Source organism: Pseudomonadota bacterium (assembly GCA_037200975.1).
Lineage (GTDB): Bacteria > Pseudomonadota > Gammaproteobacteria > Steroidobacterales > Steroidobacteraceae > CADEED01.
Genome location: JBBCGI010000001.1, coordinates 2,671,676 through 2,684,999, shown reverse-complemented (window position 1 = coordinate 2,684,999; position 13,324 = coordinate 2,671,676). Strand labels below are relative to the sequence as shown.

Here is a 13,324-nt window from a genome sequence, read left to right as displayed (position 1 = left end):
GGATGCGGTTGTCCAGCTCGCGAAAGCTGACGTCTATCTTCCAGCCGATCGCCTCCCCAGTAGCTGCCGGCCGTACCGAACTCCGTCGGCTTCGGGCTCTCGTAGCAATAGGAGCGCGCGATGCCGAGCGCGGCGATGCGCGTGTCGCGAAAGGAGAAGATGATGTCGCCCGGCGCGACTTCGCGCATGGACTCGTAGAAGGGATTGCGGGCTTTGTTAGCGTTGCGCTCAACGCGGGCGGGTTGCATTTCTTCCATCAAGAAGAGCGCCTATTTTCTGCTCCCCCACATATCCTGCACTCAGTACTTGCCAGCGAATTGCGCTTCACGGTTCCCTCCGCAAAAGAGAACGCCATTCGATTTGGCGGAGATTGGGTGCCTGCGAATGAGGTCACCAGTCGCATGAACTCGATCACTCCCGCTCCCGCGACGAAGGTGTTGAAAGCCATCACGCTCGGCTGAGCTTCATGCGCACCCTCAATGTAGCCCTCGCGGACTAAAGCCTCCCGATCAGTCGCCGCGAGCGACTCGATTCGAAGCGCATGCGGGTCAATATGACCCCAGCACGAAAGGCACGGGCGACCCGGCCCGATTACCACGACGCGTCCTGCATCACTCACCATCGAACCGGAGTCATCGACACGGAAAACCGTTCCGAGATCGATGGTCGGCACAAAGTACCGATAGGCGATTTGGTTGAGCAACGCGCGTGGCAATTGGCGGTCCACACAAGAAAACGCAACATCGCAACCTGCGAGTAGAGCTTCGTGTTCCGGGCCTAGGTAGGCCGGGTGAATCTCGATTTTCGAGAATCCCAGCGACTCCGCATAACGCCGAGCGACCTCCACCTTGGCCGTTCGACCAACATCTTCCTGTGTCGCGCCCACGATCCGCGACAAGTTCGAAGCTTCGACGACATCGCCGTCGATTAGAACTAGTTCGCCTACGCCAAGATGCACGAGTTGCATGGCCACCACCGACCCGATGCCGCCTAGTCCGACGACCGCGACGCGCACCTTCCGCAGCCGCGCTTGCCCGCTGCGCCCAAGTGCAACCTCTTGGCGCGCAAACCAAGGCTCAGAGCGGACGGATATTGAATTGGGCGTGTGCAGTGTTCTGCCCACGGCGCGCACCTCCATCGGCTGAAGCGCGCCGTTCGATTCAAGGCTTCGCGCAACGACGTGTCCGCTATCCACAACGACCAGCGACCCGTGAGGTGCATTGGGCATCTGGCACGCCAGCGACGGCATCAATCGAGCGTCTCCCGCATTGTCTGCATGGGAAAACCACGCTTCCGACGCGCCCGGATGAGTGTGGATGGTGAACACTCCCCACCCGCGATCGCGGGCGGGACGGGTGAGGCGATTGAGAGCTATTGGGTCGATGGAGATTTGATCGCGACGGCGAATGGCGTAAGCACTCTCGGGCAGCGCAAACGCTTCGCGCACCACCCCCACCGTGCCTGCCATCGTCTGGGTTGACTCGACGAGCATTAGGCCCGCCGTTTCGACATCGTCACGCACGAAGAGCTGCGTGCGCAACGAGCTCCAGAGCTGTTCAGAGATTCGGAGTTTCATGGCGCGCTCCCCTAGTTCCGCTTCTCGAAACGCGCGCGCACGCATCGCATGTAGTCGCGCAGCGTACTTGCACCGGCGCGCCACGCGCCGGGTTGTAGATGCCACGAGAATCTCTGCCACTGAGATCCCAGCAGATCCTCCTTCGAAGTGCCCTGAGGCATCGCGCCGAGTTCAGTCTTCACGTCCGGGCTGATCCAGAACATGTCGGGCGCGGCGTCCGGAAATAGCGGCGGGAGCTTGATGAGCAAACGTGCGACACGCGGAAGAAACCCTTCGGGCAGCCTGTACTCGGGGACCACCAGAAACGTCCACCCGTCCGGCTGCTTCAGTGCCTCGTATCTCTCGTAGCCGACGTCAGCCGCCGTGATAAGGGTTCCGTCGCCGTAGTTCGCGGGCGGAGAACTGTGGAAGCAGTCGCCGTGCCGTAGAACCACCTTCGCATCGTCCGGAATGACCTCGTCTTCCCCGGGCCGGTCGCGGAAGAGAACGTCACCCAACGGGATTCCCGCGCGCTCTTTGATGGACTTGCCGGTCTGCCGAGGGCTCGGAAAATCATACGACTTGCCGTTGATCGTCACCTTCACGCCATGCCCGGACGGCGCAATCGACCAGAAGTGCTGGTGATCCTTGAGATGCAGCACTTCGTCGTCACCGACGAAGCTCAACTCTCCATCGTGATATCGGTCGCCGTGCGCTTGCGGGTCGTCGTCGTCCACGCAGAGCTTGTGGTCGATATGAATATGCGCACGCTCCTTGATGGAACGGCCAGTCTGTTCGTGGTGATCGAACTCGACCTTGACCTGGTTGACCAGGACTACAACTCTTTCGTGCTTCGGCATTTCCTTCTCCAATCGCGGGGGATCCGCGTGAAGAAAGGATGCGGGTCGACATGCTCGATGTCGGTGCCGACGTGGTGACCTAGAATGCGCGTGTGCCTAGGCCGCGAAGTCACCGGAAAGGCACTGCCGACCTACTCGAGTACTTTGGCGGTCCCTTGCAGGGCATATCCATTTGCTATTGCCCTGAACAGGGCTCCGATCTCCGGTGGGCTTGAAAGACCCTTGGCCTTAAAGCTGGCTCTAACCGCTTTGATGAAGCCAGACTTCGCCTTTTTGGCAGGCTCATCATCACTGCGATTCGCGGAAAGCAAGGAATTGAGATCATTCTTTGACACCACGTTGCCACCGGCCTTCGCCACTGCAGCTGCAAATTTGAACGCGTGTGTATCCGGGCGAAGTTCGTCCAGCGCGGTTCCTCGATACCAACCCAAGCCTTTGGCCGAGTCGAGAATAAGATCGGCGGAAGACCATATGTTTGCCGGTACAGATGCTTGCCAGCCGAGCTGAACAACTATTTTCTCGACGACATCATCGTACGGTCCATGGGGCAGTCGGCACGCGACGCCCGCTCCAGGCGCAACAGGATTGTGTCCGCATTCCGGATACAACACGACAGCCGTTCCCCGAGTTTTTGCTTCAGTGTCGACGACAGCGGCGACTGCATCGTTCGGTTGTCGAAGACAAAGAAAGACGGCGATATCGCGATTGAGTTGGAAGGTTCTTTGACCCAAGCACCATAGACCATTGCTAAGCTCTCGACATTCGCCCTGAAGGCCAATTTTTTGCTGAATTTCTTGCGCGAGATCTGCGGGCTCAAGTTGGTAGCCTTCGATATCCGACGACGTCAGCATCCGCACCCCAACGGCTTCATCCTCACTCGCGCCAATCAGAGCACCACCCTCGGTTCCTACGACCTCCAAAGCCACGCCCGATGTGTGACCAGGGTGTGAAACTGCTGCAAGCGATATCGGTCGCAGCGTCCTGCGCCCAACAAGCTCGTCAAAGGAACTTCCGAGCCTTCGACGCCACTCAGCCTCTTTCAGACGCCACGGGAAAAGACCCCAGAAGGTTCGAGGCGCGCCATCATCAGCGAAAGAGCCACGCAGGCGAACCGAGTCTAGGAAGCGCTCGACCAGAGCCTCGCGACCTCCCGCCTTGATATCGATGATGTTCGGAATTTTAAGAACCACTTGACCGGGGCGGCCACCCACCGAGAAATGCACGAGTAATCTTGCTTCGGCAATTTCCCCTTCCTGGAGTTTCGCCTCCAAATCATCCAAAACCTTGAAGCAGTCACGACCTCTTACCCAGACCTTATCGCGCTCGCCACGTCGCCAAAGCAACTCGACGGTGTCGATGCGCCGAATTCCGAGAGGAAGCCTATCCTCAGCAAACAGCGCGCCACGCTGCTCTTCAAGCGGCCTGAGAGAACAAATGTTTTCACCGGCAAAGAACTGCTCATCGCCAGCCAAACAGCTGCCGAGTACTGCGCGATACCCCTGAATCATCTGCCCATAACGGGTCGCTATACCGATGCGACCTGTCTTCGGATCAAATCGAAGCAAATCGGTAGCGGCGGGGCGGTATTGCAGCGGGACAATGGCTTGGCCCTTGACCTCCATCACGCGCTTCACGTCGTCGCCGCGCACGATTTGGCAGTACCACTCCTCGTTAACCAAATGCACCTGGACAGTGACAACATCGTTCTTCTGGTGGTCGCGACACCAACTCTCAATTGCCGCTTTTAGTTTCTGCGCGTTTAGTTTCGCCTCAGTTGGAGTTGTCTTACCGACGTACTCCCGATACTTACGCGGCGACTCAACTGATCGGAGCGAAAGCTGCGCGACCTGCAAGAGTTCATTGATTTTCTGTTCGCCCGCCCTGCGCAGAATCAGCTGGGCGGCGAATTCGCGCGCCGGAAGATCCGATGCCGAAACAGGCAGCGAAATACTCTGCTCGTTGGCAAGTTGCTGAATGTGCGCTCGACCGTCGTCCGTCCCTAATTCCTGGACAATCTCGAGTGCGCTGTAAAACTCTGGCGCAATGTCTCCAGCTACTAGAGACGCTATCAGCTCTTGATGCGAGAAGGCCTTCCCTGAAAGCCGTGCCTGTTCACCGTTCGCGTCCAGCAAGGCGCGCCACGTCGCTACTTCAACTTCCATAAACATGGAAGCATCCTGGAGCGGAGCTGAGAGCATCGTCGCCACTTCCTTGCCGGTCGATACGGCATCGCCTACTTACCCGATTCATGGGCAGGCCGACACTAATCGGCCTGCCCCATCACTTCACAACGACTACTAGGACGATTCTACTTGTGAAGTTAGTCGCTTCGCGAGGCTAGTGACGCGATTTTGCGATGGAATCGATGAAGAGGCGATGAGCGTCCGCCGTCGCGCCGTTAGATAAGCGGATTCTGGTTAGACCTCGTTGGCGCGGGAAACGGCGACAAACGGCGTCATAGGCCCCGGGCTTGCGATAGCCCTGGAATTGCGCTACGAACTAACAAAAGACTGTGGGAGAAACCAATGGCTGCAGTACGCAAGAGGAATCGCGAGAGCATCTATGCTGCGCTCGGTGAATATCTGTCTAACCTTCCGCATTCGACACGGGAAATAGTCTTGACCTTTATCGAAGTCGAAGAAATTCTCGGCAGAGAGTTGCCGGCTACCGCGCGCAATCACAGGCAGTGGTGGGAGAATCAGGAATCGAGCCCACAAGCCGGTCAATGGCAGAGAGCCGGATTCAAGACCAGCCCAGTAGAGATGGACGATGAGACCGTGCGCTTCTACCGCGATGGATCAATTGCGCCCCGGACTCGCCCGCGCGCAATGAGCTTACAGCAGGTTGTGACGGCGCTGAACGAACATGCCCTGGCCCATCCCATCGGCGGCCTGCCGGAGTGGCGAAAGCAGCACAAGAGGAAGGAGCGACTGCCGCGCACGATCTTCTACGCAAAGGTTCCTGACGCCGACAAAGACAGAGACTATGTTTTTCACGTCGGCGGCCTAAGTGAGCTGCAGTTCAACGTGGGCTTCGAGCTGGTAGACGACATTAGAACCTTTCGCTACGGCATCGCTTTCTCATTGCAGCCGACGCGGGAGCTTCCCGAGGATAAGGTCGTCGCTCTTTTGGCCCCAAAAATCGAGCGCTTCAACAAGTTTTTCCGCGTCTATCCCGAGACATTCGAGGGGTTTGAGATGTGGCGCTGGGATAGCGGGCGCAAGCCGAACCATCCGGTTGCCACGATTCCAACTGAAGACATTCACCTCGGCAATTTCATCTTCATCGGCAAGCTTCAACCCGCCGATGCAATCGACTTGGATGCCGCTCTGGATGACCTGGATCAGCTATTGCCGGTGTACGAATACGTCGAGGGCGAAGAGAGCTTCCCGGCAGGCACCGCCGAACGCGAACGGCAAGGTTCCCGCGCCAAGTCGCGCGCAGCCAAGACCTCTTACATACGCACTGCAAAGACGATCGAAGTCGATCTGCATCACAACAAGATCGGTGACGCGCTCGCCGTTTATCTTGAAGCGATCCACGGCGAAGGCAGCACCAAGAAGGAGTATCCGACAGGCAACGGCACGAGCATCGATGTCTACGTGCGTGGCGGTAACGAGCGCGTCTATTACGAGATCAAGACCGCCGGATCGGCGCAAGCATGCATCCGCGAAGCACTCGGACAATTACTTGAATATTCCTGCTGGCCGGGTGCAACGAGAGCCAACCGACTGGTCGTTGTCGGCGAAGCTGGCTTTGACAAGAAGGCAAAGGCCTATATCGAATGTCTGCGTCGGGACTTCGTCCTGCCCATTGAGTATCAACAGTTCGATATGAAATCAAAGCAGTTGAAAACATCATGACGAACGAAACCCATGATGAAATTCTGGCTGTACTCTCCGAGGCGAAGAAGCTCGCCCGGCGCTACCGCACATTGACCGGCAAGCCGCTCGGCGTCACGGGCGAAGTCGCGGAATTCGAAGCGGCGCGCATTCTCGGCCTGGAACTGACGGAAGCCAGAACGGCGGGCTATGACGCGATCCGTCTCGAGAATGACGTCCGCGTCCGTCTTCAAGTCAAAGGCCGCTGCATTCTTCCGGGCAGCAAGCAAGGTCAACGCATCGGCAAAATCGACATCAAGAAGGAATTCGACGCCGTGCTGCTTGTGCTGATGGATGAGGCGCTTGATGCGACTGCAATCTACGAAGCCAACCGCGAATCAGTCATCGCGGCGCTAACAGCGCCAGGATCGAAGTCGCGCAACGAGCGGGGAGCGCTCGGCATCAGCAAGTTCCGATCCATCGGAAAATGTGTCTGGAAAAGACAAACTACAACGAAGGGAGCCGCGTGATGCCGCTCATTGCGTGCCTGGGCTGGGGATCGCTGGTCTGGAAGCCTGAGAAACTCCGCCTGAAGACCGCATGGCTCACAGACGGCCCGCAGGTTCGCGTGGAGTTTCTTCGAAAATCGGATGCCAAGAAAACGGCGAACGGTCGATTGACGCTCGTACTTCACCGCTCCGCCGATCCGGTACCAGCTCTGTGGGCCGTTATGGACTATCCGGACATTGTTTCGGCGATAGAAGGATTGAGAATCCGAGAGGGAACTGCCGCTGCCAGTATCGCTTCGTGGACGAAGGGACGTTCGCCAAAGAATATCGTTGGCCTTCCTGCGTGGGCGCGGGAAAGAAGGATCGACGTCGTGATCTGGACGGCGTTAGGGCCTGACCTCCCTCGAAAGCGCACGGCAAAACAGGTCGTCAAATACCTCGGCGGCTTGACCGGCGAAGAACGCCAAAATGCAGAAAACTACATTCGGTTCGCGCCGCCTCAGATCGCCACGAGCTATCGTAAGAAAATAGAAACCGAACTCGGCTGGACTCCCGCCTCACCTGCTTGAGCAGGCGCTACAGGTCTTTCAGTAACTCATCGCGCTCGGCATCGGTCGGCATCCGCGCGAAAGTCGGTTCGCGCTTTTCGCTGCGATGACGGCGAACGCCGAATTGCTTCTTGCCGTAGCTTACATTCTGGATGTGATTCACCTCGATTGAGTCGAGATCGATCTTGAGGGTCGTCGGTCGCGTATCGTCATCGCGCGGCATTCCAGGATGGCGAGTTAGCGCCTCGATGAAGTCGGAAACGCGATCATGTTTCTCCGGCTCCTTCTTCGCGGGCGGCACTTCCTCGTGCACCGAGTAGTCCGGAGACTCGCCGTCCTCATCGTAGTGATGCAGGAAGGAACTGATTTCAGTTCCAGCGGGAAGATCGAGATTCTCGACCCGCGCCGCCTTGTGAAGCAGAACGATGTTCTTTTTGTTGCCGCCATCTTGAACCGATGGATAGATGATGCCGTCAATCGCGAGGTCACTGCGGCCCGCTAGATAGTCGGCTATCGCCTGTGTAACGAGATAGTCGAACAGCTCATCATCCGGCATAACTGGTGCAGTAATTCGGTGACTCACCGTGCGAAGGAATTTGGCTTTCTCCAGCCGACCCAGAAAGCTGCTATCGAAGATGCTGCCTTCGACAAAAATTTCGCGCAGTACTTCGATATCAAGGAGCCGGAGCGGGCGCGTAATCTCAAATCTCGCGACAGCCACCTTGCTCCCGACCGGGGGCCTCGTCTCGGCGAGCGCGACATCAGAGTCAGTCGCGCCATAGAACACGGCGATTCCACGCGCGTTCATCCTTCCCGCCATCGCGAACTTGGGTGGCGGCGGCCCCAAATCGCGGTCCGGCCGCTTGAGCGCGTCCTCGAGCTTCTCACCAGACTGAAAAACCCGCGCCCGGTACAAGGCGCTAATCGGCTTGCCCGGCCCCGCATCAACAATCGCCGAGCGCCCGTCGTGCGTCTTGTGCTCTTCGACCTTCTCAAACACCGAATCCAGCGTCGCCGCCGCCGCGCTGTTAAACAGGCGCGACTCCGTCTGCAGGCTTTTTTGAAAGTGCTGCCATTCCGCTTGCAGCTCGTAATCCTGGACGGGCCCTTCCTCGTAGTGGGCGTCCTCGTCAAACTCACCCTCCGCCCCGGTCTTCGCCTCATGGTGATCGTAGTGCCGGTCGGAGAGAATCTGTCGCACATGCTCAGCGGGGTCTTCGTCGATCCGGGCTGCATTGCCTATGGCGTCGGTCGAACGCTCGCCTGCGCGCTCCCAATTGCCCTCCTTCGCCATGAGCCAGTCGATTCCATCTTCGGGATCGGGCGACGTGCGGTGGTAGTGCTGCTCGAACGCGGTATCGATGTAGTCCGAGAAGTCTTCCAGCGAGATCGTCTTCTCCTCGCTGTCGCAGTACGAGCAAGCTTCGTTCGTGCCGAGGCGTTCGATTTCAGCGCGCAGAAAATCCTCGCCGACGCAATCGACGCAAATCCAGTTCTTCTTTAAATCTTCAACATCAAGGTCGTCGTCGCTCACATCGCTCTCCAGCCACTCGCCACGCTTAAGCCCAGGCTAGCTTCTCGGAAATTGCCGCTGCGCACACACAGGCCTTAGCTTGCATCCGGATCACGCAACCCACTCTCAGGGCGCTTCCCGTCGGTCTTACTCCGGACCCGGTTGAAGATTTCGGCAGCCAGGTGCTGATGCGCGGCGGTACGGAATGCGTTGTCGGTCATGACTCGCGAGAAGATCTCTTCGTTGCCTTCCATCCTATCGATGAACAGTTCGTCCAGCACGCGATCCAGATAGGCGGTGAAGTCCGGCAGGTTGTTCGCGCGCGCGGCTTCCGCGATCTGTTCGCTCTGCTCGGCAGTGGCGCGAATTTGGTCGAAGAACAGCTGATCTGCCTCCGTGAAATTGGTGCCAAAGCGCTCGTTCAATCTATCCACCAGGCTGGATAGAGGCACTTCTTCGTCGGCGACGCGTGCCGTGCCCACGTCGGTAGGGCCCTTCAGCGGCGCCGCATAGCCTTCGGACAACTCGATCGATCCTTCCGTCATCTGCTGCAGCCGGTAATAGCGCAGCGCCACCTCGTCATCGAGCACGAAATTCCCGCCATCGTCAGGCGGCGGCAACTTCGCGATCAGGTTGCGCGAGAAGGTGTAGAGCTTTTCCAGCTCGGTGTCCTGGTAAGGAATGATCTGCGACAGAAAGGCATAGAGGTTGCGAAAGGCTGTCAGCTGTCCACGGAACTCTTCCCGCTCCTCCACTTCGCGCTCGCCGAACTGCTGCACCACTTTGTCCAACACCGAGTTCATCAGGCGGTGGTCGCTGGCGGAATGGTCGCGCTTGCGTCGATACCAGACTTCAGCGAATACCTGAACATCGGCGGGCGTGAATATCGCCGATTGCAGCAACCTGTGCTGCAGCTCCGACAATTGTCCGGGGTCGGCGTTATCACCCACCGGAGTGAACTCATAGTAAGGCTTGAATGCGTCGTAGATCTCCGCTTCCTCGTTGACGAAGTCGAGTACGAAAGTTCGCGCCTTGCCCGGCGCCATCCGATTGAGTCGCGACAACGTCTGTACCGCCTGCACACCGGCCAGCCGCTTAACTACGTACATCGTTTGCAGCAATGGCTGATCGAAACCGGTCTGGTACTTCTCCGCCACCAGCAGAACACGGTAGTTATCGCCGTCGAAGGCCTCCGGCAGTTCGCTCTCGGACAATCCTTCGTTCATCGACACTTCGGTATAAGCCGAGCCGGGATCGTCGGGATCTTCCACCGTGCCGGAAAACGCAACCAGAGAACGGATGCCTTCGTAACCTTGGTCTCTGATGTAGCGATCGAATGCCAGCTTGTACTTGACCGCGGACAGGCGAGAACCGGTCACAACCATCGCTTTGGCGCGGCCGCCCAGTTCGTGGAGCACGTTCAGCCGGAAGTGTTCGACGATGACCGACACCACCTGTTCGATGTTGACCGGATGCAGCTCCACATGCCTGGTCAACGCCTTGGCCGCCTTGCGCCGCGGAACGTCCGGATCGTTCTCCACCTTCTTGATCAAGCCGAAGAACCGCTTGTAGGTGGTGTAATTCCGCAGCACGTCCATGATGAAGCCTTCCTCGATGGCCTGACGCATGCTGTATTCGTGGAAGGGCGAAGTGCCGTTCGGTCCCGGCTCGTCGAACAAGGCCTTGGTCTTGAACTTGGGGGTTGCGGTGAAAGCGAAGAAGCTCAAGTTCGGTTGGCGCGTGCGTTTCATCGCGTCGCGCAGGATGGTCGCTCGAACCTCTTCGGTCAGACTGTCATCCTCTTCATCAGATAGCTGCGCCGCAATTGCCGATTCGATACCGGCGCGATTCAGCATGCCGCGCAACGCGGTCGCCGTCTCGCCACTCTGCGAGGAATGCGCCTCGTCCACGATCACCGCGTAGCGCTTGCCGGCGGTATCTATCTTCACGCCCTCGCCCTTCTTGTCCAATGTCGCCAGCGCCTGCGAGATAAATGGGAACTTCTGGATGGTGGTGATGACGATGGGTGTACCACCGGACAACGCGCGCACGAGCTGCTGCGTGTTCTCGTCGATCTTTTCGACCACGCCGGTCTTGTGCTCGAACTGGTAGATAGTGTTCTGCAGCTGCTGGTCGAGCACGCGGCGGTCGGTGACGACCACGACGCTGTGGAAAACCTTCTGATCCTGCTCGTCGTGCAGGCTGGCAAGCCGATGCGCCAACCACGCGATGGAGTTCGACTTTCCGGAACCGGCCGAATGCTGAACCAGGTAGTTGCGACCCGAACCGCTTGCCCGGGCATGGGCGACCAGCCGGCGCACCGCATCAAGTTGGTGGTAGCGCGGGAAGACCATCGTTTCCTTGACTATCGTGCGCACACCTCGATCCGTCTTGATCTGCCGTTCCTTCGTTTCCAGATGCATGAAGCGCTGCAGGATGTCGAGGAGGCTGTCGGCCCGAAGCACTTCATCCCAGAGGTAGTGGGTCTTCCAGTTGCCTTGGACCGGCGGATTGCCGGCGCCGTGGCCATTGCCACGATTGAATGGCAAGAAGACGGTTTCCTTGCCCTTCAACCGAGTGGTCATGCGCACTTCGTCGGGATCCACCGCGAAATGCACCAGCGCGCGTTTCTTGAACGCGAACAGCAGATCGCGTTCGTCACGATCGTTCATGTACTGATGCACGGCGTCGGCGACACGCTGTCCGGTCAGCGGATTCTTCAGTTCGGCGGTAGCGACGGGGAGGCCATTGACGGCGAGTGTCACGTCAATGATGCACCTGCGCTGGCCACCCTCTGGCTTCTTCAGCACCGACGTAAAAGCGACCTGGCGAGTGATGGTGAAACGGTTGTGAATGTACTTTTCCACCGCCTCGGGGTTCATGCCGGTGTTGGGCCGAAAGTACGCCAGCCTGAAGGTTTTGCCGTAGCTCTTGAAGCCGTGGCGCAGCACGTGCAGCGTGCCTTTGATTTCCAGTTCTCGGGTGAGGTCGCTGAGGAGCGTGTCTCCGGTTTTGTCACCAAGCAGCTTTTGCAGTTGATCCCATTTGAGAGGTTGGCTGTCTTTCAGGAAGCCGATCACGTCTTCAGGAAACAGTGCCAAAGCTCCGCTATAGGCGCTTGGCGAGCGTTTCTCGTAGTCGCCCGCGCCAACAAGGCCGGCTTCAATCGCGGCTTCGAAATCGTTCTCGGTATGGCCGGACATGCAAACTCCCGACGTTCAGCGCAGTTCTGAAATCTGACCTGTGACAGCGGAGGTTATTAGCGCCGCGCGGTATTCCGTCAGTTTCTCAACTGACTTCCGAACGCGCATTGCAACCTGATCAATTGCGGTCGCTCTCTGGAAGACGAAGTCGACGATTGCTTTCTGTTCATGGAGGGGCGCGACGCAAATCTCCAGACCAGCGGCAACCCCCTGATAGATAGTCTTGTGTGTCGAACCGCTTGTGCTTTCTTCGAATTTTTGTATCATCGCGCGGAAGAGCAACAATAAATACTCCGGGTGCAATCTTGGTCCGCAAATCCAGTTCCAAAAGTCCTGAGTTGTCGCCATTGCGACAGGCATGATGCCCGAGTATCCAACTGATGCAGTTCTGGAGAAAATGACTGTACCGGCCGGAAGTAGCTCCGCCGCGGAGTTTGCTAGCCCGAGTTCACTGATTTTTTCCTCCGTTTCCCCCAGATACCAACGCGTGCCATCACGTAGTTGCCAGACATCGGTCAGAGAGAACCATGGAATTTTGCAGTCATCCCAGTACTCAGCAACTAATCGAGACGGCGTGTGTCCGGTTCTCATCTGCGCGAATCTACGGAGGTTTCCTATCTCCCAATGCGCCGGAACATCTCCTAACCAGTTAACACCTGACGGCTTCGTTGGTACTTGAGTATTCAAGCCCCTAGTCACGACCCGCGCGATGAGCGCCTGACGCTTCTCGGCCAGCCGCTCCAGCAGCGCACGCTTCCTGGCGATCAGCGCGTCGATTCGCGCGGTCTTTTCATTCAGGAACGCAGCAATATGACGTTGAGATATGAGCGGCGGCAAAGGCACATTGATCGTGACTAACTCGCTTGAATTGATCGCCGGATAGCTGACACCAACCGAGCGTGAGACGACTTCAGAAACAAAGGGTTCAGACTTCGCAACCCAACCTAGAAATTCCGAATCAACAGCATCCCCCGGTCGAACTACGCAGAAACCCGTCGACGCAATCAAGTTATCTGGTGCGAGCTTGATTGCCGCAATTGCCCTCAAATAAGTGCGCACTGTTGAAATCAGGATGTCGCCACTCTTAACCCTTCTCCGTGCACGCGAAGGCGCTTTATAGAACGCGAGTCTGTTGACCTCTTCGAGTCCACCAATGAGCGACACGCCGGAAATCTCGACGTAGTGGATCTCTGTCAGATCTTCCGTATTTTCAGGCAATACTTCATCGTTATAGGTGGCGACGAACTTTAGCCGCCTTTGCGACCAACCTGCGGGATGGCTCATTTGCCTGTTCTCCCACAGATCAGTAGTTGGC

9 protein-coding genes are annotated in these 13,324 nt (G+C 57.8%); 3 read left to right on the top strand and 6 right to left on the bottom strand.

The window, feature by feature from the left end; translation table 11 throughout:
• Window positions 1-256: 256 nt before the first annotated feature.
• From WDO72_12045 to WDO72_12035, 3 genes are all read right to left on the bottom strand, one after another.
• Window positions 257-1,576 carry a ThiF family adenylyltransferase gene (locus WDO72_12045; GenBank protein ID MEJ0086411.1) on the bottom strand — a complete coding sequence of 440 codons (1,320 nt, stop codon included), beginning with the start codon at window positions 1,574-1,576 and terminating at the stop codon, window positions 257-259.
• Between the two features lie 11 nt (window positions 1,577-1,587).
• Window positions 1,588-2,415: an E2/UBC family protein gene (locus WDO72_12040; GenBank protein MEJ0086410.1), complete on the bottom strand. Its 828-nt coding sequence runs from the start codon at window positions 2,413-2,415 to the stop codon at window positions 1,588-1,590.
• A gap of 131 nt (window positions 2,416-2,546) precedes the next feature.
• Window positions 2,547-4,583 (bottom strand): hypothetical protein, encoded by a 2,037-nt coding sequence (locus WDO72_12035; protein MEJ0086409.1) that lies wholly within the window; start codon window positions 4,581-4,583, stop codon window positions 2,547-2,549.
• A gap of 357 nt (window positions 4,584-4,940) precedes the next feature.
• Here WDO72_12035 and WDO72_12030 point away from each other — a divergent pair, with 357 nt between their 5' ends.
• The 3 genes from WDO72_12030 to WDO72_12020 are packed head-to-tail and all read left to right on the top strand — an operon-like array spanning window position 4,941 to window position 7,314.
• Window positions 4,941-6,278, top strand: a complete 1,338-nt coding sequence (locus tag WDO72_12030; GenBank protein ID MEJ0086408.1) for a hypothetical protein — start codon at window positions 4,941-4,943, stop codon at window positions 6,276-6,278.
• On the top strand, window positions 6,275-6,766 hold the full coding sequence (locus WDO72_12025) for a hypothetical protein (GenBank protein ID MEJ0086407.1): 492 nt from the start codon (window positions 6,275-6,277) through the stop codon (window positions 6,764-6,766). The genes WDO72_12030 and WDO72_12025 overlap by 4 nt, the downstream gene beginning before the upstream one ends.
• The gene (locus WDO72_12020; GenBank protein ID MEJ0086406.1) at window positions 6,766-7,314 is read left to right on the top strand and encodes a hypothetical protein; all 549 of its coding nucleotides are present in this window, start codon (window positions 6,766-6,768) and stop codon (window positions 7,312-7,314) included. Before WDO72_12025 ends, WDO72_12020 begins: the two co-directional genes overlap by 1 nt.
• A 7-nt stretch (window positions 7,315-7,321) precedes the next feature.
• Here the strand turns inward: WDO72_12020 and WDO72_12015 are convergent, their stop codons facing one another.
• The 3 genes from WDO72_12015 to WDO72_12005 all read right to left on the bottom strand — a co-directional run bounded on the left by WDO72_12015 (window position 7,322) and on the right by WDO72_12005 (window position 13,293).
• The gene (locus WDO72_12015; protein ID MEJ0086405.1) at window positions 7,322-8,827 is read right to left on the bottom strand and encodes an RES family NAD+ phosphorylase; all 1,506 of its coding nucleotides are present in this window, start codon (window positions 8,825-8,827) and stop codon (window positions 7,322-7,324) included.
• 74 nt (window positions 8,828-8,901) lie between these two features.
• Window positions 8,902-12,009, bottom strand: a complete 3,108-nt coding sequence (locus WDO72_12010; protein MEJ0086404.1) for a type I restriction endonuclease — start codon at window positions 12,007-12,009, stop codon at window positions 8,902-8,904.
• 15 nt (window positions 12,010-12,024) lie between these two features.
• Window positions 12,025-13,293, bottom strand: coding sequence for a restriction endonuclease subunit S (locus tag WDO72_12005; protein MEJ0086403.1), 1,269 nt, complete (start codon window positions 13,291-13,293; stop codon window positions 12,025-12,027).
• Window positions 13,294-13,324 lie beyond the last annotated feature (31 nt).